Below are 21,970 nucleotides of genomic sequence, written 5' to 3' on the forward strand. Positions count from 1 at the left end.
ATATGCAGGCATTGCTCTACACGCTTGCGCCTGTGTTGGCGGTCGTGCTCGGCGCGATCATCGCGAGCCGCACCAAATTGAATCCTGGTCTCGTGGCGGGGCTACAGCATCTTGCTGCCGGCGTCGTGTTCGCGGCGGCAGCGACTGAAATTCTGCCGCAGGTCAAGCATGAGGCTTCGCCCAGCGCGACGTTGATCGGCGGGGCGGCGGGCGTCGTAACGATGCTGGGTCTCAAGGCTTTCGAGGCCCGCTTCAAGGGGCCGATGGCGCTGCTCGCCGCCATCGGCATCGACATCCTAGTCGATGGCCTGGTGCTCGGCCTTGCCTTCGTCGCGGGCGAGAAGGCGGGATTTCTGCTGACGATCGCGCTGACGCTCGAAGTGCTCTTCCTGGGTCTGACGCTGACCAACGAGCTGGCGGAAACCTATCGCTCGCGCCTGCGCATCATCGTGATCGTCTCGGCCTTGGCGCTGTTGCTGCCAATCGGCGCGCTCGCGGCCGTTCCTGTCGCCACGCTCTCGCCGGTAATGGTCGCTGGCTTCCTGAGCTTTGGGCTGATGGCGCTGCTCTACCTCGTCACGGAAGAGCTGCTGGTTGAGGCGCACGAGAAGCCTGACACCCCGCTCATCAGCTCGATGTTCTTCGTAGGGTTCCTTGCCCTGCTAACGCTCGAGGAGATCATGGGATGATCCCGAGCAACGACAACAATGGCGGCAAGGAGCGCCGTACCCTCTGGATCGTCCTGCTGCTGAACGCAGCAATCGCGGCGGGCTTCTTCGTCTCAGGATTTTTCGCGGATTCGAGTGCCCTGATCGCAAACGGTGTCGACAACCTGTCCGATACGGCCGTGTATGCGCTGAGCCTTGTGGCGCTCACCCGGGGCCAGACGTGGAAGACACGCGCCGCGGTCGCTTCGGGCGTCATGCTGCTGATCTTCGCGGGCGGTATCCTGATCGACGTTGGCCGGCGCTACCTTCAGGGCAGCGAGCCGATCGGACCGACCATGATGGTCATGTCGGCGATCGCCGGCGTCGTAAACTACCTCTGCCTGCGGCTGCTCCAGCGGCTCAAGGATCCGGACGTCAACCTGCGGGCCGCCACCACCTTCAGCTTCAATGACTTCATTTCCAATGGCGGCATCCTAATCGCGGGCGTGCTGGTGCTGTGGCTGGGCACCAACTGGCCGGACCTTCTGGTCGGCTTCGCTACCGCCATCATCGCCATCAAGGGCGGTGTCGAAATCCTGCGCGACGCGCGCGCCGAAACCAAGAAAAGCGAAAGGAGGTCGTCATGAACGACAAGCTCGAACTCGATATTCCAGTATTGTTGCCGGACCTTCCTGACGCGGCCGACGCTTGCCTGGACCGTCTCGTATCAACCCTGACGAAACGCGAAGGCGTCGAGCGGGCGCATGTGATCTGCCTCGACGGCGACACGCCGGCGGCCCTGTGCATCCATTTCGACGCCGCCAAGCTGCCGCTGCCGCGATTGCGTGAAATGGTGCGGGCCGCAGGTGCCGAAATCACTGAACGCTACGGTCATGCGATCTGGCAGGTGACAGGGATCAGTCACGAACGGCGGGCGCGCACGGTCAGCGATGCGCTATGCGCGTTGCCCGGGGTGGTACAGGCAAGCGCCAGCACCAGCGGGTCGGTCCGGGTCGAATATGATCGCCGAGAGACCACAGAAGAGGAAGTGCGCGCTGCTCTTCGCAAGCTGAAGGTGAGGGTTGGCAAGCGGGTCGCCGCCGATGACCATGCCGGCCACGACCACGGCCCCGGGGGCCACGACGCGGGCGAAGAGAAGCACGGCCCCGGTGATGGTCACGACCATAGCCACGCCGAATTTCTCGGCCCCAATACCGAGCTGATCTTCGCGCTTGCCTGCGGCGCGCTGCTGGGGATCGGCTATGCGATCGAAAGGCTGGTTGCCGGCGCACCGGAGTGGCTGCCCACGGGCTGCTATGTCGCAGCCTATTTCTTCGGCGGATTCTTCACGCTGCGCGAGGCGATCGACAACCTTCGGATGAAGAAGTTCGAGATCGACACGCTGATGTTGGTCGCTGCCGCCGGCGCCGCTGCGCTGGGCGCATGGGCCGAAGGCGCGCTGCTGCTATTCCTGTTCAGCCTTGGCCATGCGCTTGAGCATTACGCGATGGGACGCGCCAAGAAGGCGATCGAGGCGTTAGCGAAGCTCGCGCCCGAAACCGCGACCGTGCGACGCGACGGCCAGACCAGCGAAATCCCGGTCGAGCAAATGGTCGTTGGGGACGTTGCCATTGTCCGCCCGAACGAGCGCCTGCCTGCTGACGGCTTCGTCATCAAGGGCAACAGCGCGATCAACCAGGCCCCGGTGACGGGTGAAAGCATCCCGGTCGACAAGGTGCCGGTCGCCGATGCCGCCGCGGCGCGGGCAAAGCCTGATGCAGTGGACGCGGAGAGCCGGGTTTTTGCCGGTACGATCAACGGTGGCGGCGCGATCGAGATCGAGGTGACACGCCGTTCCAATGAAAGCGCGCTCGCCAAGGTCGTGAAGATGGTGAGCGAAGCGGAGACGCAGAAGTCGCCGACGCAGCGCTTCACCGATCGGTTTGAGCGGATCTTCGTGCCTGCTGTCCTGATCCTGTCGGTGCTCCTGCTCTTCGCATGGGTGGTCGTCGACGAGCCGTTCCGCGACAGCTTCTATCGCGCGATGGCGGTGCTGGTGGCGGCAAGCCCGTGCGCGCTCGCCATCGCAACGCCGAGCGCTGTCCTGTCTGGCGTTGCCCGTGCAGCGCGGGGCGGCGTGCTCGTGAAGGGCGGTGCACCGCTCGAAAACCTCGGGTCGCTCAAGGCGATCGCTTTCGACAAGACGGGCACGCTGACCGAAGGTCGTCCGCGCATCACCGATGTCGTGCCCGTTGATGGCGCCGATGAAGGCGAGCTGCTGGCGCTGGCCGTCGCCGTCGAAGCGTTGAGCGACCATCCTCTGGCCCAAGCGATCGTCAAGGACGGCCGCGAACGACTGAACGATCGTGCCGTGCCGACTGCCGGCGACCTCAAGAGCCTGACCGGTCGGGGCGTCACCGCGAGCGTGGATGGCGAGACGGTCTGGATCGGCAAGGCCGAGATGTTCGGGAGTGAGGGCATTCCGGCGCTGGGGCAGGGGGCACAGGACGCGATCGCGAAATTGCGTGAAAACGGTCGCACGACGATGGTGGTCCGCAAGGGGGACCGCGACCTGGGCGCGATCGGCCTGATGGATACGCCCCGCGAAGCGGCAAAGACCGCGCTGCGCCGGCTGCACGAGATGGGCGTGTCGCGGATGATAATGATCTCCGGCGACCACCAGAAAGTCGCCGAAGCGATCGCCAACGATGTCGGGATCGACGAGGCATGGGGCGATCTCATGCCGGAAGACAAGGTCGCCGCGATCAAGAAGCTCGCCGGTGAAGACAAGGTCGCGATGGTCGGCGATGGCGTGAACGACGCGCCGGCGATGGCCAGTGCAACGGTCGGCATTGCAATGGGCGCGGCGGGCTCGGACGTGGCGCTGGAGACAGCCGACGTCGCATTGATGGCCGACGATCTGGCGCACCTGCCGTTCGCGGTCGGCTTGAGCCGTCACACACGCGGGATCATCCGCCAGAACGTCTTCGTCAGCCTGGGCGTGGTCGCCTTCCTCGTTCCTGCCACCATCCTTGGCCTCGGCATTGGGCCAGCGGTGGCGGTTCATGAGGGATCAACGCTGCTTGTTGTCGTCAACGCGCTCAGGCTGCTCGCCTACCGCGATCCGGCGGGGAAGGCGGCATGAAGTGGATGATCGCCTTCGACCTCGACGGCACGCTTGCCGAGAGCAAGCGGCCGCTATCAGAGGATATGGCCGAGACCCTCGGCCGATTGCTCGCCGTCACGGATGTGGCGGTGATCTCGGGCGGGGACTGGCCGCAGTTCGAAAAGCAGGTCGCCTCGCGTCTTCCTGCCGGCGCCGCGCTTGACCGTCTCTGGTTGATGCCGACCACAGGCACAAAACTCTACCGGTTCATCAATGGAGCTTGGCGCGCGGTCTATGTCGAGCTGTTCGACGACGCAGAGAAGGCGACGATCCGCGCGGCCTTCGATCAGGCCCTGACCGATGCCGGCCTCGCCGACGAACGTATCTGGGGCGAACGGATCGAGGACCGGGGTAGCCAGATCACCTTTTCGGGGCTGGGGCAGGCAGCGCCGCTAAAGGAGAAGGAAGCGTGGGATCCCGACCGAAAGAAGAGGACCGCGTTGCAGGCCATGTTGCGCGCGACGCTGCCGGACCTCTCAATCAATCTAGGTGGCACGACATCGATCGACGTGACCAGGGCAGGGGTGGACAAGGGCTATGGCCTGAAGCGCCTGAGTGCTGAAAGCGGCGTCCCGCTCGACGGGATGCTGTTCATCGGCGATGCGATCTTCCCTGGTGGGAATGACTATCCCGCCGCTGAAATTGGCCTCGATACGGTGAGAGTGCGCGACGTTGCGGAAACCACCGCCGTCGTGACTGCCATCATCGCATGTCTGCACCGGTAGGGATCGCCGATGTTCGCGATCCCCGCCTTGGGCCTGAACGTCTGTGGGGCTCTCGGCCCGATCTTCCCCCTTTACCTCCGATCTGGAGCAATCGCGTAGAACAGGCAGGCCGGCATGTTTCAAAGCTCGTGGTGGGAGATAACCACCCATATCATCAGTCTTGCCGTCGCCTATGCGCTCGCCCTTCCTGTTGGCTGGGATCGCGAGAAGGACGCTCGCAGCGCAGGCATCCGCACATTTCCGTTGGTTGCCATCGCCAGTTGCGGCTTCGTGCTGGTGGGCATCGCGATCCTCGGCCGCACGTCTCCAGCGCAAGCCAGGTTGCTCGAAGGTCTAATTACGGGCGTCGGCTTCATCGGGGGCGGCGCGATTCTGAAGAAGGGCGACAAGGCTTCAGGCACGGCGACGGCGGCCAGTCTGTGGGCGACTGGCGCGCTCGGCGCGGCCGTGGGCTACGGCCTATACGACATCGCCTTCATCCTGAGCGCCACCACCTTCCTCACCTTGCGCTGCTCTCGTCCGCTCAAGCGCGCCACCAATGGCGACGTCGGCAGCTCGGCGAGCCCATGACGAGCCCTTGGGCGAGCCGATGGATGCGGCCTGTGCGATCCCTTACCCGGCGCTGGGCACCGGCGAAGACCATCGCGGCGCGGGACCGCCAACATCGCTTGCTGCGCTGGGCGACGCTGCTTGAGCGCAATCCCCACCAGATCATCGGCCTGCTGTCCCCCTCCTGGGCGGGCGGCGACGCGCGCGGCGCGATGGTCGATCGGCCGAGCGCGATCGATGTCGCATGGAGCGACGTGGTGCTGCGGGTGATGGGGTTGGCGGGACGATCGCGCGGTGAAGCAAAATCGTTCTTCGGGTTGTCGGATGCCGAGCTGGATCGGATTGCCGCAGGTTCGTGGCGGTGTCCGGTTCGACCCGCTTGGCAGGTCGCCGTGCGGATCAGGAACGTCGAATGTCCGCGCCTGGAAAATCGGATCGTTGGGTCCGTCGTCGCCCTCCTGCTCGTGATTTGCGCGATCTCCTATTGGATCTTCTGACGAGGCTGGTTTGTGTTCGACATCATAACATCGATCCTCGCGTCACTCGGCGGCCTTGGCGTCTTCCTGTTGATGCTGGCGGAGAACGTCTTCCCGCCAATCCCGTCGGAAGTAATCCTGCCACTTGCCGGCTACACCGCTGCGCAGGGGCGCGGCTCGCTGTGGGTGGTGGCAATCGCGGGCACTCTCGGATCGGCTGCAGGGGCGGTGCTGTGGTACTATGTCGGTCGCTGGATCGGCATCGATCGATTGAAGCGCTTTGCTTCCCGCCACGGCCGATGGCTGACGTTAACGCCCGGCGAGGTCGATCATGTCGACCGCTGGTTCGACCGCTATGGTCGTTGGGCGGTTCTGTTCGGGCGCATGGTCCCGGGAGTCCGAACCCTGATTTCGGTGCCCGCTGGGGTCAGCGGGATGCCCCTTGGTCCATTCTTGGTCTCGACGCTCGCCGGCTCGGCCATATGGACCGTGATCCTCGTCATGGCGGGCTATGAGCTGGGCGAGCGCTATAGCCAGGTGGCGAGCGTCATCGAGCCGGTCAGCAACGCCGTGCTCGCGCTGGCCGTCATCTGGTATCTTTGGCGGGTCGCGACTTTCGGGCGATCAAGGGATGGCCATTGATGGCTGACCTGCTGCCCGCGTTTCCTGCCGGCCTTTGGCTCATGGCAGCTTCGATGCTTGTCCGCATCACACGCTTCGCACGTACCTTTAGCCTGATCTCGCCAGCCAGCGCGATCGTCCTCATCAGATTGGTTGGAAGGCTTCACCGCAGCGGATTTCACGCATGGCGTCGCAACGGAGGGAAGTGGCGTTGGGCCGGAATATGGAGAGGATCGACATAATGGGGAACGGCAAGCAGCAAGCGGTCATCGCCGTTGCCGCAACAATCGCTCTGTCCGGATGCGGGCTGATTAAACCACGCGACGCGGGCTATTTCCGCTTCCACGCGGAGGAAGCAAGACTGGTGGTCACACGCTGCGAGCGAGGCCAAGAAACCGGCAGCGATTGCGAGGCCGCGGCGCAGGCCGTGGCCGAGCTCGACGCGGCGGCGCGGCGAAAGTCCTCCGCCAATGGCCGACGCTGATGGTGGCCGCCTTCGCCCGCACCATGAACCGAAACACTGTCACTGGAGAAGAATCGTAATGATCGGAATCAACAGGCCGTTCGCGCTGATGCTGGCGATGACTGCCGTTCTGACCCCGCTTGCCGCGAGTGCGCAGCATACCCGGCATGGGTCAACTGGTGCCGTGTCAGGCCGGCGAAACGAGCCGCCCGCTACGCGGGCCTACCGGGCCGCGAATGCCAAGATGCACGGCGATATGGAGGGCATCGCGTGGAAGGTACGCCAGACAACGCTAAGCGAGAACATTTCAAGAACCGTATGATGGCCGTTACCGCCGGAGGTCGCTAAGCCCCAGTTCTTCCCACATCCATGTAAAGTCATAGGTGCCCATCGGATCGGCGGTGCCCGATTTTGCCGCGCCATTTTCGATATATTTGAGCCAGTCGGCTACCTTTACCCGCCCCGCCTTTGTACGGGCCAGAACGCGTGGCGTCTTGTGGCTGAGGGCTGGGACCGGCTCATCGAGCGTTTTCGTATATTCACGGGTCAGCATATCGTGAACGATGCGCTCCATTTCATGCGGTGGAATATCCAGCGCCTCGTCCTGTGGCGTGCGGGCGGCATCGTCGGCCATAACCTGATCGAGCGTCCGGATTTCGGCCATAGGCGCGCTCACGCAATCACCAAGCCATTCGCCCATCTGAGTAATTGCTCGCTCCGCGCGGGCGGCACTGTTTACCTCGACGATCAGCTTGCGCCCTGCCAGTTCCACATTGGCAAAAACCGGCGTGCCGTCATCCATGGTCGTGACGAAGGCCCGCTTGCCTTTGGTCGCTTGCAGCTTCTTGTTCTTCGTCGCTGGTGCCAGCCAGTTCCAGAAACTGTCGCTGGCAGGTTCCAGCCATTGTGCCGCGTTCAGCCTTCGGATCAGGCTCTTGCCGACCACGCCTTTCGCCAGCGGAAAAACGATACGGTGGAACACCAGGTCATCGCCGTCGGCGTTGACCATATCCGGCGCGCTGCCGGGCATGGCCTTGCCCAGACAGTCGAGCAGCCACATGTTCGTGAACATCGGTCCCGATGCTCCCAGAAGCGCGTCCCGATCGGACGGGTCCAATTCCGCAGTGTCCTGAGTTTCGTCGGCAAGTCGGGAAAATGCATCGACCACTCGCACGGCGCCCTCAGCGCTGAACGGCAACAGCGCTCCGGAAATGCCATGGCGCCCGTTCACGTCGACAACCCTTGCGGCGATCTTGTCCCAGTTGACCAGGGTCTGGGTTGCACCGTGTTCGCGCACCGTCACCGGAGCAACGTCGCGCAGCAGATCGCGCAAGGTCATCGACTGACCAGGCACGACTTCGCTGACCTCATAGAGCGACATGACCGTATCGCGTAACGCGCGCATATAGGCCTTGTTCGGCGCCTTTTCGTTCCAACCCCGGCGCTTGAGATAGTCATCGACCAGATTGCGACCGTCGGGTTCCAGTTCCTGCGTAAGCAGATCTTCAAAGGCGCAGCCCCATAGCGGCCCTTGCCAGTGATCGCCAATTATCTCGAATATGGCGTCAGGCTCGAGTCCGGTCGCTTCGCTCGCCGGATCGAGATGCGCGGACAGCATTTCGGCCAATGCCTCATCCCATGGCGCGCGATCCGCATATTTCATCAGGCCGGAAAGATCGTAAGCCGATTTCGATCTGGACATTCAGATGGGCCTTTCCACGCCGAGGCGGCGCATTTCTCGATAGATGGTCGATCGGCCGATGCCGAGTTGTCGTGCTGCTTCTGTCGGCGAGATGCTCGCTTCGACCAGTTTGATGGCGGCATGTACCTTGGACATGTCGAGCGGCTGACGGCCGGGCAACTTTCCTTTGGCGCGCGCGGCGGCGATCCCATCCCTGGTTCGCTCGGAGATCAGTCTCCGCTCGAAATGGGCGATGGCCCCGAACACATGGAAGATGAGTTCGCCGGCGGCCGACGATGTGTCGATCTTTTCCTCAAGACTCAGGAGCGCGATGCCCTGGCCGCGTAGCGTCTCGACCGTGGTGAGCAATTCGGCGAGCGAGCGCCCAAGCCGATCGAGGCGGACCACCGCCAGCGTGTCGCCCTTGCGGGCATAGGCGATCAGTTCGGCCAGACCGGGCCGCTCCATGCTCTTGCCCGACATGACGTCGGTGAACACCTTGATCGCGCCGGCCTCCTCCAGACGCATGGTCTGTCCAGCCACGTCCTGATCGCCGGTGCTGACGCGGGCATAACCCAGAATATCGCCCATCCCGTGCGTCTCCCAAACGGTCGTTCTGTGGACGATCTGAAGGGCGATCGCTTCGCCCCATCCATATCCGTCCACATACTATGTCTCTTTACTCATGGCTGTCCATAGGCCCAGATGACCTTTTGTGGACGGGAATCGGAATGACGAAGCGTAAGCATCAACTCCTGACCGAGAGCGAACGCGATCAGATCCTCGCCATCCCGAGCGAGCGCGACCATCTAGCCCGGCTCTACACCTTCGAGCCTTCGGACATCGAGATCATCGGCGCACGACGGGAGCGACGGAACCAGTTGGGTGTCGCGCTGCAACTCGCGCTCTTGCGGCACCCGGGCATCACACTGGCGCAGTTGATACAGGACAAGGGAGCGATACCCCATGATCTCGCCGCCTTCGTCGCGGAACAACTTGATCTACACGTAACCGACCTGGCCAACTATGCAGCGCGGGATCAGACGATGACGGACCATGCCCGCGAGCTGGCGATGCGAGCGGGCCTTCGTGGACCAACCCGCGCCGACATTCCCTTCATGATCGAAGCGGCCGCGAAAACGGCATGGGCGACCGACAAGGGGATGACGATAGCGATCGGCGTCGTCACCGCCCTTCGCGAGGCCCGGATTCTACTGCCGTCCATCTCCACCATCGAACGCGCCAGTAGTGCGGGACGCGCGCGTGCCCGCAAGCAGGCTGCCTACGCCCTGATCGCTGATCTTAGCGCCGAACAGGTCCACGCCCTCGACCAGGTCTTTGACGACGCCGGCGGCATGAGCCAACTCGCTTCGCTCAAGACCATTCCCGTTGCGGCCAGGCCCGATCACATCCGCCAGATTCTCGACCGCCTGCGGCAAGTGCGGAAGATCGGCATCTCCCCGGACGTGGCTGGCCGCATCCATGCCGACCGATTTCGGCAATATGTCAGGGAAGGCCGCGCTTCGCCTGCCTATATGATCGAGCGATATATTCCCTCCCGACGGCGCGCTACGCTGGTTGCGTTCCTGCTCGACCTCGAGGAACGACTGACCGATAACGCCTTGGAGATGGCGGACAAGCTGATCGGCAGCATCTTCACCCGCGCGAAGAACGCCCAGGCGCGCAGCTATGCCACCACGTCAAAGAATGTGGCGCGGCTGATGCTGATCTTTCGCAGGACAATCGACGCATTGACCGATGCGGTCGATACCGGCGAAGATCCAATGGAGGCCCTGGACGCATCGGTCGGGTGGAACACCCTCCTGAAGGCGAGGCCAGAAGTGGCGACAATCGCGGAAACCGCCAACCTTGATCCGCTGACGGTGGCGGCCGACCGCTATGCGACGTTGCGCAAGTTCGCCCCCGACCTGCTTGAGGCGCTCCAGTTCAGGGCCGGAAAGGGCAGTGCAAAAACGATCGCCGCCATCGAGATGCTGCGCGACCTCAACAGGTCGGGCAAACGCGATCTGCCTGCCGACGCTCCGATGCCCTTCCGCAAGGAATGGCGGAAAATCGTCGTGGGCGATGACGGCAAGATCAACCGGCGTCTCTGGGAAATCGCGACGATCGCGCATCTGCGCAACAAGCTGCGTTCCGGGGATGTCTGGGTGGAGCGATCGGCAGGATACCGCCGGTTCGACAGCTACCTGCTCAGCGAACCCCAGGCGAAGCCGATCGTGTCGGCTCTCGGTCTGCCACCCACAGCCGGCGAATGGCTCGAACAGCGGGGCCGCGAACTTGACTGGCGGCTTAAGAAATTTGCCCAGCGCCTGAAGCGCGACGCTCTGGAGGGTGTGCGATATCGCGACGACCGCCTCCAGATATCCCCCGTTCGCACGATCGCGACGCCCGACGCCGAAGCGCTGGCCGACCGGCTCGATGCCATGATGCCACGCATCCGCATCACCGAGCTACTGCATGAGGTGGCGCAGGAAACCGGCTTTCTTGCGGCGTTCACCAACCTGCGTACCGGCGAGCCGTGTCCCAATGAAAACGCGCTGCTCGCCACGATCCTCGCCGATGCGACCAATCTCGGCCTGTCGCGCATGGCGGCGGCGAGTCAGGGCGTCACGCGCGATCAGCTCCTCTGGACCCATGACGCCTATATCCGCGACGACAGCTACCGCGCGGCGCTGGCCCTCCTCATCAACGCGCACCACCGCCTGCCATTCTCACGAGTATGGGGCGACGGCACCACGTCCAGTTCCGATGGCCAGTTCTTCAGGGCCGCGAAGCGCGGCGCGTCGGGCGGCGATATCAACGCCCGCTATGGCGTCGATCATGGCTTCAGCTTCTACACCCATAATTCTGATCAGCGCGCGCCCTACCACGTCAAAGTGATCTCGGCCGCGACGCATGAGGCGCCCTATGTCCTCGACGGCCTCACCAGCCACGGCACCGATCTCAGGATCGTCGAGCATTACACCGACACCGGCGGGGCGACCGATCATGTCTTCGCCCTGTGCGCGATGCTGGGATTTCGCTTCTGCCCGCGCCTGCGCGACTTCCCCGACAGGCGGCTCGCGCCGATCGCGCCGGTCACGGCCTATCCGTCCATCACCCCGCTGTTGGGCAAGCGTATCCGCACCGACATCATCGGTGAGCAATGGGAAGACGTGCTGCGCCTCGTAGGGTCGATCAAGGCCGGCCATGTCGCGCCATCGGTCATGCTGCGAAAGCTCGCTGCCTACGAACGGCAGAACCAGCTCGATGTCGCGCTACAGGAAATCGGCAAGATCGAGCGGACGCTGTTCATGCTGGACTGGCTAGAAAATCCCGATCTGCGCCGGCGATGCCATGCCGGTCTCAACAACAGCGAGCAGCGCCATGCCCTGACGCAGGCGATCTACACATTCCGCCAGGGCCGCATCATCGACCGCAGCCACGAGGCGCAGCAATATCGGGCATCCGGCCTCAATCTGCTCGTCGCCGCGATCGTCTATTGGAACACGATCTACATGGATGCCGCCGCCCAGCATCTACGATCAACATCGGTCGCGGTGCCTGATGATCTACTCGCCCATACGTCCCCAGTAGGTTGGGAGCATATTGCTTTCTCGGGCGATTTCCTCTGGGATCGAGCAGCCGCTTCCGCTGGCCGCAAGGCCCTCAATCTGCCGCCGGATAGCCGCGCCGCCTAAGCGTTCGCTGATTGTTCGCCCTTAGCGTTGTTTAGCGTACCATCCACGCTATGCCCTCATCCAGGCCGCAATCGCGACAACTCGAAGCCCGGCACGTTCGACCAAGATTTTCCGATCAATATCGACCACGATATCGGAACCGACCTCGCTGGCACCAAGACCGCGGCGGAGGTGGTTTCCGAGCTAAAAGCCGCCCTGCCCTACACGTTCCGCTTCGACACCGGACCGGGCCGGTCGCGCAAGCCGCATCCGGACCTCGCCAACACCATGGTCACGATCTCGCCCGATCGAACGACCGCGCGCGGCGTCATCGAGGAGCTGGTGCCGCAGCTTCCGCCAGGTTGGCAGGCCACGGCCCTTTCGGCGGTGCTGATCCTCTACAAGGAAAAGAACGACAAATACCCGCAGGCAACCGTGCTGGCGCGATCCTAGGGACCGGCCAGGCACGGCCGCCCGTGTTTAGCAATCGGGCAGGTCATCGAGATTGTTGCGGGTCGTGTCATCGCGATCGGTCCGGAGATATTTTCCGTTCGATCCCTGGACGACCCTGATCTGCGTAACCTTCCCGTCGCTCCAGGACACGTGGTAGCTGTGCGAGCCACCCTCGATATCGCTGATCGCATCGGCCTTGAGCCGCGGCGACCAGCTTTCGCCGGCATTGCACAAGGCCGTGATGTCGCCATCGCGGTCCTTTCTCGACTTGTTCACATAGCGCGTCGCCATCGTCTTATCCTTTCCTGGCTTACTTCTCGCGAACCGTGGTGTTCGGACTCGCCTTTCCATGCTTGGTGGTGACGTAGCGCCCGCTGATCGCGCTACGATACCGAGAGCCTGAGCTTCCGCTCTTGCCCGATGCCTCGCGAACCGTTGTTCGCGGACTTGGGCGTCACCTCAAGGTTTGTGCGCCAGACAACGATTTGGCGGACATAATGAGAACACTGGCTATGCCACGAGTTTGAGGCGGGCCATGGGATCGTTGAGGGTGCGGAACTCGCCAGGGGAGAGCCGGTTTGCCCTTTGCCACAGATAGTCGCCGGTCAAACTGATATGCACCCAGCCCATCGGCGAGAGATGGGCAAGCAGCGCATCATCGAAGGTGCCGCCGGATGATTGGAGATGCTGGGCGGCCCTGTCCATATAGACGGTGTTCCAGTAAGAAATCGCCGCGATCAGCAGATTGAGGCCCGATGCCCGATATTCCTGATTCTCGATCGAGCGATCGGTGAACCGCCCCTGTCGGTTGGTGTAGATCGCGGCGGCAAGGGTATGACGTGCTTCGCCTTTATTGAGGCCGGCCTGGCAGGCGCGACGCAAGTCGGGCTGTTCAAGCCAGTCGAGCGCAAATAGCGTCCGCTCGATGCGGCCGAGTTCGGCCAGCGCAAAATCCAGCCTGTTCTGGCGCTTGTAGGCGGCCAGCTTGCGCAGGATCGCGGAGGGCGCAACGGCTCCTTCCTTAATGGAGGCGACGATCCTGACGATGTCATCCCAATCGGCTTCGATCGCCGCCGTCTTGATCGTGCGGCCCATGAGGCTTTCGATGCCTTTGTAGGTCGAAGGCGCGGCGATCGAGCCGAGTTTCCGGTCGGCGATGTCGCGCAGACGGGGCACGAACCGGAAGCCGAGAAGATGGCAAAGGGCAAAGACATGGTCCGTCGCGCCGCCGGTATCAGTGTAATGCTCATGCAGCGGTAGCGCGCCGGCGCCGAGCATCAGGCCATCCAGCACGTAGGGGGCCTCGCCGGCGGTGGCCGACATGATCCGCGATCCGAACGAGGCAAAATGATCGGACAGGTGGGAGTAGATCTTCAGGCCCGGCTCGCTGCCATATTTCGCATTGATGTCGGCCGCCGCCGATCGGTTGCGGCCCGAGCGGAAGAACTGCCCATCGGAGGATGAACTAGTGCCGGCTCCCCAATGGCGCGTGAAAGGAAGATCATGGTGCGCGGCAACGATCATCCCCAACGCGGCCTGATAGTTTTCGGGCGACAAATACCAGTTGTGGGTCCAGGCAAGCTGGGCGTAGCTCACCCCGTCGCTGGCGTTGGCCATGCGCTCTAGACCCAGATTCGATCCATCAGCGAGAATGGCGGCGAGGATCGCGTGCGGGTTGTCATGCTCCTTGCCGGACCGAAGATCGCGAAATGCGCTCAGGAACCCGGTGCGCTCGGCCACCTCGACCAGGAGTTCGGTGATCCGCACGCGCGGAAGCAAGGCGTCGAGCCTGCGATCGAGAGCCTCCGCCTCGGGTGGAGTGATCGCCGGCATGGGTTGCAGCTTGAGCCGGTCGCGTTCGAGCGCCACGCCCGCGAGCCTGTTCGCCTTGAGTTGCTTGGCGAAACGGCGCAGCCGCCAGTCGAGCGTCCTTGCCCGCTCCTCCAGATAGGCGGCCGCATCGGTCTGGAATGGCAGGCTGTCGGCCACCTTATCGGCATCGCGTCGACTCAGCAAATAGGTGTCGAAGCGGCGATAATTGCGGGTTCCTTCGACCCATATGTCGCCGGCGCGCAACCGATCGCGCAGCGTGGCCATGATGGCCGTCTCGTATCGCCGGCGATCGACCTGGCCACCTTCGGTGATGAGGCGCTTCCACTGCCGGTTGGCGAATGGGAGCGGAACGCCCTCGGGCAGGCTGCGGGCCTTGCGGGCATTGGTATCGCGGATGACCTCGATGGCCTTGACCAGTTGCGATCCGCTCCCCGATGCCTTGAACGTGAATGTATCGAGGAAAGCCGGGCTGAACCGCCGCAGCGTCGCATAGCGACCAGTCGCCGCGACAAGCGCATCTTCGCCCGCCAGCTCGGCCAGCGCATCGACCTGCGATTTGGCTGCGACCAGTCTGTGCCAGCCTACCGCTTCGTCGATCAGTTCGAGCGGATTACCGCCATGTTCGACCGCCTCTCCCAGCGCGGCGATCGTCGCGCCGAACAGCCGCATAAGTTCGCCGACCGAGCGGATGCTGTCCTGATAGCGCCTTTCCCGCCCGCGCCGCGCCCGTGTGAACAGGCTTCCGACAAGCCTGTCGAACATCTGGATCGCACCATCGGCGAGCCTGGCATCGAGGTCGATGACCGCCGCGATCAGCGTCGCGCGGCGCCTGTTAAGGCTATAATCGGAGAGCAGGAACGCCGGCGCAACGCCACCTTCGCGCATGAACTGCGCGAACCGGAAGTCGGGGATTTTCGCGCCGATCGCCGGGTCGATGCCGATTCCGCGCACATAGCGTAGCCGTTCCAGCAGCCCGTTGATGTTCGCCGTGGTGGGCGCTTCCTCGAAATTGCGCAGCCAGGCCAGCGGCGTCATGCCGAAGTCGCTGTTGTTGACGATCAGATCATCGATCCGCGCCAGTTCGGCATGACCCAGGCTTTCGACAATGAGCGCCGCCGCGGCTTTGCGGGCGCGTGCCCTGCCGGCGAGGCCCGCACGTTCGAGCGTGTCTGCCGATGGAAGAATGAAGCGTTCCTGCTTCAGCCCCTCCATCAATGCGCGGACAATAGGTTCGCCCCGATCGGTCCGCTCCGCAGCTCTTGCGGCGAGATCGAGCGCGAGCGGTATATCCCCTCGCCGAAAAGGGTGTAGCCCCAGATGCCGTGCCGCAATGTCGGCATGATCGTTACGTGTTTGCGCGCGCTGGCCATAGTCGGCGAACACATCAACATCGACGAAGAGCTGGGCGGCGAGATAGTGAAGGACCGCATCGGGGACGTCGACGTCGGGCTGCAAACCGAAGCCGGGATGCCGCATAAGCGCGATCTGCGTTGCCAGACCGAGGCGGTTGGCAGGGCGATAGCGGCGACCGACCAGTTCGAGATCCTCGGCGGCAAGGGTATAGTGGCCGACGATCGCGGTTTCGTCATGGGGGATATCGAACAGGCGACGCCTTTCTTCTCCGGTCAATAATCGCCGCCGCGCCATCCTGCCTCCATCCCGAGTCGAGAGCGACAGGCTAGCGTCAATCTGGAGTATAGCCTAACCGGACGTCAGGATGCAGCGGCGGTTTCTGTCAGGATAGGGTTATGGCAAGCATTTATTGACGCATGTTCCGCCGTGTCATAGAATTCAACCTGACATTTTGACCGGAGGCGGCGATGAAAGGCCAGAGGATCGGTTACGTCCGGGTGAGCACATTCGATCAGAATGTCGATCGCCAGTTGGACGGGCAGTCGCTCGACCGGATTTTCACCGACAAGGCATCGGGCAAGGACATCAACCGCCCCGAACTCGATGCCATGCTCGCCTTCGCCCGCGAGGGTGACACCGTCGTGGTCCACAGCATGGATCGATTGGCGCGTAATCTCGACGATCTGCGCAAACTGGTTCAGTCCCTCACCAAAAGAGGCGTCCGGATCGAGTTCGTGAAGGAAAGCCTGGCCTTCTCGGGCGAGGATTCCCCGATGGCCAACCTGATGCTCTCGGTCATGGGTGCGTTCGCCGAATTCGAGCGCGCCCTGATCCGGGAGCGGCAGCGCGAAGGCATTGCGGTCGCCAGACAACGCGGTGCTTATCGCGGGCGGAAACGTTCCCTCTCCGACGAAATGGTCGCCGAGCTGCACCGCCGTGTTGATGACGGCGAGCGCAAGGCCGTCATCGCCCGTGACCTGGGGATCAGTCGCGAAACCCTCTACCAGTATCTCCGCGCTGCCACCTGAGCCGGTTTCACCCAGCCTCGCTCACCCTTAGGCTTGTCTGATTGATACGACCAATGTCACGTCTCTTGAATTGCTTGAATCATATCAATGAGGATTGGAGGTCTCCTTCGTCAAACGAATGGCAAGAGCGCGACCGATTGCCGCTGCGGCGACTGGCTGGACGGCGCTTGGCGGAAATGGTGCAACCGAACTAGCATTGATCTCGCAAAGCGCATAGGAGCCATCGCTGATGGCTTCACCAGGGCGAAATAGGAAGTCGGCGTCCCAAAGAAGCGGAAGATCGTGGTCGACGATCGACAGCAACCTTTGCATCTCTGGAATCCAGCGATCCTCCATCGCTTTCCGTAAGGCTGCGAAGCGCGTCACCTCCGGTCCGAACATGGCGCGGCCCATCGGCTGTGGGGTTGACGACGTTGTATCAATGGCCGTTGGCGTCATCAGCGCAGTGATCAGGTTGTGCCCAAAGCCAACCACTCGGTGCCCGCACACGTAGCAGCGGACCATGCCCTCGGACGACTGCGGCTGATAAGCCTGATCGATCAGCACGCCGCCGTCGTTTAGAAACGGCACCCACCTTTCCAAGCACTCGGCTAGGCCCTGTTGACATAGTGGATTCCCAGCGGGTGTGATCTCTGATTCAAGGCTTCCTTTTTGGAGGTGGCTTTGGGTCGAGGCGACGTGTCGGACGAGGAATGGGCGGTCATCGGGGCGCTGCTTCCACCGGAGCGCGGCCGCAAGGCGCGGCCGTCGCATGACAACCGGCGGTTCCTGAACGGAATGCTGCACGTTCTGCGGGTAGGCTGCCCGTGGCGCGACATGCACGAGCGCTATGGCAAGTGGAACTCGGTCTACGTCCGGTTCCGGCGCTGGGCCGAGCAAGGCGTCTGGGACGCGATGCTGACGACGTTGGTCGATCTGGGGCTTACCGACGACTGGCAGCACATGATCGACAGCACGACCGTCCGCGGCCATTCTCAGGCAGCGGGCGCTAAAGGGGGACCTGCAAGGAGGGCTTTGGTCGAAGCCGCGGCGGCTTTACGAGCAAGATCCACGCCCGCTGTGACGGTCAGGGACGCCCTCTTGGCTTCGTCCTGACCGGGGGCGAGGTCTCGGATTACCGTGCCGTGCCAGCGCTGCTCGACATGCCCGTGCCCAAGCCTGACGCCTTGCTCGCCGACAAGGGCTATGATGGCGACGCCGTCCGCGAAGAGCTGCTGTGGCGCGGCATCCTGCCGATCATCCCGCCCAAGGCGAACCGCCGTAAGCCGGCGGCTTGCGACTTCCGGCGCTATCGGGACCGCAACCAGGTCGAGCGGCTGTTCAACCGCCTCAAGCAATCCCGCCGGATCGCCACGCGCTACGACAAAACCGCAACGTCCTTCCTCGGCTTCCTATGCCTCGCTTCCGCAAAGCTGTGGCTCACCCACTATGTCAACAGGGCCTAGGCTGATGCGCTCCGATTTGCTTCCTTGGCGGGCCTCTTGAACTTTCACCGACGTTTTCAAAGCCGGAGCGTTTCCCGCTTCGTCTAGTTGGACACGCCATACATTCCTGCCGCCGTTGCCGTAGTTCGGCTTCAGCACGCGCGGGCCTGCGGCAAGATGTTCGGGGAAACGAGCGCGAAGGCCTTCAGCGTCCACGTATCGATCGACATCGCTGCCCCATTCCATGGATCGCGTTGTGTAGAGCACTTCCTTGACGCCGATTTTGGCGATCACGTCAGGATGCGCGCTGACGACAACGCCGCACCCCGCGACTTCGCGCAGCATTGGATCGAGCTGCGAGCGGTCGCCTGAAATGTCCAACGGATTCACCCAGACCAGCACTGCGTCGCACGACAGCAGCTCGTCCCGAATCTCGCGAACCGCCTCGTCCCTGTACAGTACAGGCCTTGCGGTCGCCCCGAGCGCCCGCAAGGCCTGCATTATCGGCCACTGCCGGGCTTCATGAAAGCGATGCGTCCACTCGGCTGCTTTCCCACGCCAAAGAAGAGCGATGTTCGGGCCGGATGTCATTGTTGCATCTCCCCATCGGACCTGTCCCCTTTGTGGTCGCGAACTCAGGTGTCGCGCAGCAGTGGGTGTTAAGCCACGGCGGTCGGGTTCAGCCGCCGCCGCGCAAAGCCGCGGCATAGCGCCGGTCGACCACTTCCCAGTCGATGTTGCGGAAGAAGGCGTCGACATATTTGGCGGCGGCGGTGCCGTAATCCATGTGGAAACTGTGCTCGTACATATCGAGCGCGAGCAGCGGCACGCCGGCAATCGCACCGTGCATATGATCCCACGCCCAATGGTTGTGCAGCGAGCGCGTGTGGAGATTGTAGACGAGCACGCACCAGCCCGATCCGCCGGCAAGGCTCATCCCGGTACGGCGGAAGTCGGCTTCCCAGCGGTCGAACGAGCCGAACGCCGCGCCCAGCGCGTCGCGGATGGAACCGGCTGCCTGGCCGTTGCCGCCGAGCCCGTCGAAATAGACCTCATGGAGCACGACCGAGCCGGTGCGGTGCAGCTCCTCGCGCTTCAATCCGCCATAGACCACCGGCGGCAGGTCCGTGTCAGCGAGCGCGGCGGCAAGTCGTGTCTCGATCATATTCAGGGCCTTGACCGAGCCCGCATAATTGTTCTCGTGGTGCGATGTGATCAGCCTTTCGGAGAGGCCGTGAAGCCTGGCGGGATTGAACCTGAGCGGCTTGACCTGATGATTTCCGGCAAAGGCGGGGACAGCCGCCGGCGCTGCGGCCGGCGTCTGCGCAGAGGCTTCGTTGATAGTCATGGCGGCGGCTCCGATGCCAAGAGTTGCGATTGCACTGCGTCGGGAAAGATGGTCGATCGTCACGCGTCACTCCTTCAGATGATCATTACATATGCGGCCCCGAGGACCGAGCAGACGCCGAGCACCGGCAGCATGCCGGCCTTGAACCGGAACATGGCGAGTATCGCACCCACCGCGAGCGCCAGCGCCGGCCAGTTGACGGACGTTAGGACTGGGAGATCGATGGTGCCGGCTGCGAACGGCACTTCGCGGACTTGCTCGAACAGAGTGTGGATACCAAACCAGACCGCCAGATTGAGGATCACGCCGACCACTGCGGCGGTGATCGCCGAAAGCGCGGCCGACAATGCGCGGTTGCCGCGCAGCCGCTCGATGAATGGCGCGCCGGCGAAGATCCACAGGAAGCATGGCAGGAAGGTAACCCAGGTGGTGAGGATTGCGCCGAAGGTCGCGGCGACGAGCGGCGGCAGCCCGGTCGCTTCGCGGAAGGCCGCGAGGAAGCCGACGAACTGCGTCACCATGATCAGCGGCCCGGGCGTGGTCTCGGCCATGCCGAGCCCGTCGAGCATCTCGCCGGGCTGGAGCCAGCCATAGGTCTCGACTGCCTCCTGCGCGACATAGGCGAGCACCGCATAGGCGCCGCCGAAGGTCACCACCGCCATCTGGCTGAAGAAGGTGGCGATGCGGCTGAACACGTCGTCGGGGCCGAACGCGAACAGCAGCGCTGCGACCGGCCCGAGCCAGAGCAGCAGCAGGACGCCGGAGATGCGCAGCGACCAAGAGAGGTTCGGCCGGGCATGGTCGGGAAGGCCCTCGCCAAGAGCGGTGTCGCGGTCGTGGATTATCTCAGCGCCGGCGGGACCATGTCCGCCGCCGCCCTTGAATGCGGCGTAACCAGCGCGGCCACCGAAGAAGCCGATCAGCGCGGCGGCAAGCACGATCAGCGGGAAGGGCACGTCGAGCACGAAGATCGCGACGAACGCCAGCGCGGCAAAACCGCGCATGACGTTGTTCTTCAAGGCACGCGAACCCACCCGGACCACCGCCTGTAGCACCACCGCCAGCACGGCGGCCTTCAATCCGAAGAACAATCCCTCGACCAGCGCCACTTCGCCGAGCAGCACATAGACATAGCTGAGCCCTAAAATCGCGAGGAAGCCGGGCAGCACGAATAGCGCGCCCGCGACCAGGCCGCCCTTGGTCTTATGGAGCAACCAGCCAATATAGACAGCTAGCTGTTGCGCTTCAGGGCCGGGCAGCAGCATGCAATAGTTGAGCGCGTGGAGGAACCGCTCCTCGCCGATCCAGCGCTTCTCCTCGACCAGGATGCGATGCATCACCGCTATCTGGCCCGCCGGTCCGCCGAAGCTGAGCAGCGCGACCCTGATCCAGACGCGCACCGCCTCGCCAAAGCTGATGCCGTGCTCGTGCAGCGTCTCGACTGCGATTTCAGCGCGTGCGCTGGCCTCCATCTTTAGTCCTCTTTTCGCCGGGTGAAGTGAGCATAGAATCCGTCGAGCGCGGTCGATCCGCGCGCGATCCGCTCCTCGTCGTCGTCGGTGCCGGCACAGATGCCGGCGATAAGCGCGCTCACTCCCGGAGTTTCCGGGCGCTCGAACCGAGCATCGGCAATATCAAGGTCGTGAACAATTTCGCCGAGCGCCCGCAGCGCGGGGTCGGTCTCGAGACCGGTGAGGAACACCAAGGTCTCGAAGGAGCAGCGGTCGCCTTCGTGGGTGAACTCAGCGTCCGCCATGTCGAACCTCAGTTCGTCAGGCTCCGGCACATATCCTTTGCCCTCGACGAACTTGAAGCTCGCCTCGGGGTCGATGAAGCGGCGAATGAGCCAGGCGGACGCGATGCGATCGACATGGACATGGCGGCGCGTCACCCAAACGCGGCGCTTTAGCTCCGCCGGGGTCAGCTCGGGCGCACCGGGGCCGCTCACATCGGGATGTTGGTGAGAGCGGCGGTCCGCCTCGGTGATGGCGGCCTGTGCCGCCTGCCGACCATGCGCACCGAAAAAGTCGATCGCGGCGACCTCGTTCAGGCGTTTGCGCAGGCGGCCCACATCCGCCGCCGCGACATACTCGCCCTCACACAGCGCGCGCGCCTCGCGTGCCAACTCCTCATAGTCGGCGTCACGCGCAGCGTCGAACACTCCGCGCAGCTCCGCATCGCCCATGCCGCCGACAAGGCGCGCTTCGAGGATCAGCGCCTCGCCGCCATTTTCGGTGATCTCGCGATGCAGTTCTTCGAACAGCGCGCGCGTGTCCTCGCGATTGGGGAGCGCATGGACGGCGTTCTTGAGCGGCGCGGCCCCGATCGCCTGCAAACGCCGCCAGACCTTCACCCGCAAATAGGCAGGCTTAGCCGGAAGCTGCGGGATCAGGAGCAACCAAGGGGAAGCTTGTGTGTTTGTCATAGTTGTATCGTCACTAGCCTACAAGTGTAAGGGTTGCATCACAAGCCTCATGAGCATAGGACTGCTTATCCCGAAGAAAGAAACCGGAGCGCAATGTC

At 63.4% G+C, this 21,970-nt stretch carries 21 protein-coding genes and 1 pseudogene; 13 read left to right on the forward strand and 9 right to left on the reverse strand.

What is annotated here, in order from left to right:
* The first annotated feature begins 2 nt into the window (after window positions 1-2).
* The 9 genes from IEX64_RS16490 (at window position 3) to IEX64_RS16530 (ending at window position 6,969) form a co-directional block, all read left to right on the forward strand.
* Complete coding sequence (locus tag IEX64_RS16490; protein WP_018251225.1) at window positions 3-689, forward strand: ZIP family metal transporter; 687 nt, start codon at window positions 3-5, stop codon at window positions 687-689.
* Window positions 686-1,294, forward strand: a complete 609-nt coding sequence (locus IEX64_RS16495; protein ID WP_188821267.1) for a cation efflux transmembrane domain-containing protein — start codon at window positions 686-688, stop codon at window positions 1,292-1,294. Before IEX64_RS16490 ends, IEX64_RS16495 begins: the two co-directional genes overlap by 4 nt.
* A complete protein-coding gene (locus IEX64_RS16500) occupies window positions 1,291-3,792 on the forward strand; it encodes a heavy metal translocating P-type ATPase (RefSeq protein ID WP_188821269.1) in 2,502 nt (833 codons plus the stop codon). Before IEX64_RS16495 ends, IEX64_RS16500 begins: the two co-directional genes overlap by 4 nt.
* Window positions 3,789-4,538 (forward strand): HAD-IIB family hydrolase, encoded by a 750-nt coding sequence (locus tag IEX64_RS16505; protein ID WP_188821271.1) that lies wholly within the window; start codon window positions 3,789-3,791, stop codon window positions 4,536-4,538. Before IEX64_RS16500 ends, IEX64_RS16505 begins: the two co-directional genes overlap by 4 nt.
* Window positions 4,539-4,652: 114 nt before the next feature.
* Window positions 4,653-5,108: an MgtC/SapB family protein gene (locus IEX64_RS16510; RefSeq protein ID WP_188821273.1), complete on the forward strand. Its 456-nt coding sequence runs from the start codon at window positions 4,653-4,655 to the stop codon at window positions 5,106-5,108.
* A complete protein-coding gene (locus IEX64_RS16515; protein WP_229710494.1) occupies window positions 5,105-5,584 on the forward strand; it encodes a hypothetical protein in 480 nt (159 codons plus the stop codon). The genes IEX64_RS16510 and IEX64_RS16515 overlap by 4 nt, the downstream gene beginning before the upstream one ends.
* A 12-nt stretch (window positions 5,585-5,596) precedes the next feature.
* A complete protein-coding gene (locus tag IEX64_RS16520; RefSeq protein ID WP_188821275.1) occupies window positions 5,597-6,205 on the forward strand; it encodes a DedA family protein in 609 nt (202 codons plus the stop codon).
* A 220-nt stretch (window positions 6,206-6,425) separates the two neighbouring features.
* A complete protein-coding gene (locus IEX64_RS16525) occupies window positions 6,426-6,668 on the forward strand; it encodes a hypothetical protein (protein ID WP_229710495.1) in 243 nt (80 codons plus the stop codon).
* A gap of 58 nt (window positions 6,669-6,726) precedes the next feature.
* On the forward strand, window positions 6,727-6,969 hold the full coding sequence (locus IEX64_RS16530; protein WP_188821279.1) for a hypothetical protein: 243 nt from the start codon (window positions 6,727-6,729) through the stop codon (window positions 6,967-6,969).
* Between the two features lie 6 nt (window positions 6,970-6,975).
* Here IEX64_RS16530 and IEX64_RS16535 read toward each other — a convergent pair whose 3' ends face one another.
* Window positions 6,976-8,349 (reverse strand): DUF7986 domain-containing protein, encoded by a 1,374-nt coding sequence (locus IEX64_RS16535; protein WP_013849887.1) that lies wholly within the window; start codon window positions 8,347-8,349, stop codon window positions 6,976-6,978.
* Window positions 8,350-8,919 carry a recombinase family protein gene (locus tag IEX64_RS16540; RefSeq protein WP_013849886.1) on the reverse strand — a complete coding sequence of 190 codons (570 nt, stop codon included), beginning with the start codon at window positions 8,917-8,919 and terminating at the stop codon, window positions 8,350-8,352.
* 140 nt (window positions 8,920-9,059) lie between these two features.
* On the opposite strand from IEX64_RS16540, the gene IEX64_RS16545 reads away from it, so the two are divergent.
* The gene (locus tag IEX64_RS16545) at window positions 9,060-12,029 is read left to right on the forward strand and encodes a Tn3 family transposase (protein WP_188821281.1); all 2,970 of its coding nucleotides are present in this window, start codon (window positions 9,060-9,062) and stop codon (window positions 12,027-12,029) included.
* Window positions 12,030-12,056: 27 nt separating this feature from the next.
* A complete protein-coding gene (locus IEX64_RS16550; protein WP_188821283.1) occupies window positions 12,057-12,461 on the forward strand; it encodes a hypothetical protein in 405 nt (134 codons plus the stop codon).
* 27 nt (window positions 12,462-12,488) lie between these two features.
* On the opposite strand, the gene IEX64_RS16555 is transcribed toward IEX64_RS16550, so the two are convergent.
* Together IEX64_RS16555 and IEX64_RS16560 are read right to left on the reverse strand one after the other, a co-directional pair.
* Window positions 12,489-12,752, reverse strand: coding sequence for a DUF3892 domain-containing protein (locus IEX64_RS16555; protein ID WP_120049412.1), 264 nt, complete (start codon window positions 12,750-12,752; stop codon window positions 12,489-12,491).
* Window positions 12,753-12,971: 219 nt separating this feature from the next.
* Window positions 12,972-15,941 carry a Tn3 family transposase gene (locus IEX64_RS16560; protein WP_188821285.1) on the reverse strand — a complete coding sequence of 990 codons (2,970 nt, stop codon included), beginning with the start codon at window positions 15,939-15,941 and terminating at the stop codon, window positions 12,972-12,974.
* Window positions 15,942-16,114: 173 nt separating this feature from the next.
* On the opposite strand from IEX64_RS16560, the gene IEX64_RS16565 reads away from it, so the two are divergent.
* Window positions 16,115-16,675, forward strand: a complete 561-nt coding sequence (locus IEX64_RS16565) for a recombinase family protein (RefSeq protein ID WP_017184234.1) — start codon at window positions 16,115-16,117, stop codon at window positions 16,673-16,675.
* Window positions 16,676-16,759: 84 nt separating this feature from the next.
* On the opposite strand, the gene IEX64_RS16570 is transcribed toward IEX64_RS16565, so the two are convergent.
* On the reverse strand, window positions 16,760-17,245 hold the full coding sequence (locus tag IEX64_RS16570) for a Cj0069 family protein (protein ID WP_145206876.1): 486 nt from the start codon (window positions 17,243-17,245) through the stop codon (window positions 16,760-16,762).
* Between the two features lie 93 nt (window positions 17,246-17,338).
* Between IEX64_RS16570 and IEX64_RS24715 the strand changes: the two are divergent.
* Window positions 17,339-18,120, forward strand: a pseudogene (locus IEX64_RS24715) (IS5 family transposase).
* Here the strand turns inward: IEX64_RS24715 and IEX64_RS16580 are convergent.
* From IEX64_RS16580 to IEX64_RS16595, 4 genes are all read right to left on the reverse strand, one after another.
* Entirely contained in the window at window positions 18,067-18,690 is a 624-nt protein-coding gene (locus IEX64_RS16580) for a Cj0069 family protein (protein WP_160165733.1), read from the reverse strand. The pseudogene IEX64_RS24715 and the gene IEX64_RS16580 overlap by 54 nt on opposite strands.
* Window positions 18,691-18,778: 88 nt before the next feature.
* Window positions 18,779-19,447, reverse strand: coding sequence for a superoxide dismutase (locus IEX64_RS16585; protein WP_017184236.1), 669 nt, complete (start codon window positions 19,445-19,447; stop codon window positions 18,779-18,781).
* A 74-nt stretch (window positions 19,448-19,521) separates the two neighbouring features.
* On the reverse strand, window positions 19,522-20,919 hold the full coding sequence (gene chrA / locus IEX64_RS16590) for a chromate efflux transporter (RefSeq protein WP_008603799.1): 1,398 nt from the start codon (window positions 20,917-20,919) through the stop codon (window positions 19,522-19,524).
* Between the two features lie 2 nt (window positions 20,920-20,921).
* Window positions 20,922-21,872 carry a chromate resistance protein ChrB domain-containing protein gene (locus IEX64_RS16595; protein ID WP_025160483.1) on the reverse strand — a complete coding sequence of 317 codons (951 nt, stop codon included), beginning with the start codon at window positions 21,870-21,872 and terminating at the stop codon, window positions 20,922-20,924.
* Window positions 21,873-21,970 lie beyond the last annotated feature (98 nt).

The organism is Novosphingobium indicum (assembly GCF_014645195.1).
GTDB lineage: Bacteria > Pseudomonadota > Alphaproteobacteria > Sphingomonadales > Sphingomonadaceae > Novosphingobium > Novosphingobium indicum.

Excerpts from the sequence above, each read along its gene's own strand:
- IEX64_RS16490 (WP_018251225.1), top strand. The coding sequence starts at position 3 with ATGCAGGCATTGCTCTACACGCTTGCGCCTGTGTTGGCGGTCGTGCTC.
- IEX64_RS16495 (WP_188821267.1), top strand. The coding sequence starts at position 686 with ATGATCCCGAGCAACGACAACAATGGCGGCAAGGAGCGCCGTACCCTC.
- IEX64_RS16500 (WP_188821269.1), top strand. The coding sequence starts at position 1,291 with ATGAACGACAAGCTCGAACTCGATATTCCAGTATTGTTGCCGGACCTT.
- IEX64_RS16505 (WP_188821271.1), top strand. The coding sequence starts at position 3,789 with ATGAAGTGGATGATCGCCTTCGACCTCGACGGCACGCTTGCCGAGAGC.
- IEX64_RS16510 (WP_188821273.1), top strand. The coding sequence starts at position 4,653 with ATGTTTCAAAGCTCGTGGTGGGAGATAACCACCCATATCATCAGTCTT.
- IEX64_RS16515 (WP_229710494.1), top strand. The coding sequence starts at position 5,105 with ATGACGAGCCCTTGGGCGAGCCGATGGATGCGGCCTGTGCGATCCCTT.
- IEX64_RS16525 (WP_229710495.1), top strand. The coding sequence starts at position 6,426 with ATGGGGAACGGCAAGCAGCAAGCGGTCATCGCCGTTGCCGCAACAATC.
- IEX64_RS16530 (WP_188821279.1), top strand. The coding sequence starts at position 6,727 with ATGATCGGAATCAACAGGCCGTTCGCGCTGATGCTGGCGATGACTGCC.
- IEX64_RS16535 (WP_013849887.1), bottom strand. The coding sequence starts at position 8,349 with ATGTCCAGATCGAAATCGGCTTACGATCTTTCCGGCCTGATGAAATAT.
- IEX64_RS16540 (WP_013849886.1), bottom strand. The coding sequence starts at position 8,919 with ATGGGCGATATTCTGGGTTATGCCCGCGTCAGCACCGGCGATCAGGAC.
- IEX64_RS16545 (WP_188821281.1), top strand. The coding sequence starts at position 9,060 with ATGACGAAGCGTAAGCATCAACTCCTGACCGAGAGCGAACGCGATCAG.
- IEX64_RS16555 (WP_120049412.1), bottom strand. The coding sequence starts at position 12,752 with ATGGCGACGCGCTATGTGAACAAGTCGAGAAAGGACCGCGATGGCGAC.
- IEX64_RS16560 (WP_188821285.1), bottom strand. The coding sequence starts at position 15,941 with ATGGCGCGGCGGCGATTATTGACCGGAGAAGAAAGGCGTCGCCTGTTC.
- IEX64_RS16565 (WP_017184234.1), top strand. The coding sequence starts at position 16,115 with ATGAAAGGCCAGAGGATCGGTTACGTCCGGGTGAGCACATTCGATCAG.
- IEX64_RS16580 (WP_160165733.1), bottom strand. The coding sequence starts at position 18,690 with ATGACATCCGGCCCGAACATCGCTCTTCTTTGGCGTGGGAAAGCAGCC.
- IEX64_RS16585 (WP_017184236.1), bottom strand. The coding sequence starts at position 19,447 with ATGACTATCAACGAAGCCTCTGCGCAGACGCCGGCCGCAGCGCCGGCG.
- chrA (WP_008603799.1), bottom strand. The coding sequence starts at position 20,919 with ATGGAGGCCAGCGCACGCGCTGAAATCGCAGTCGAGACGCTGCACGAG.
- IEX64_RS16595 (WP_025160483.1), bottom strand. The coding sequence starts at position 21,872 with ATGACAAACACACAAGCTTCCCCTTGGTTGCTCCTGATCCCGCAGCTT.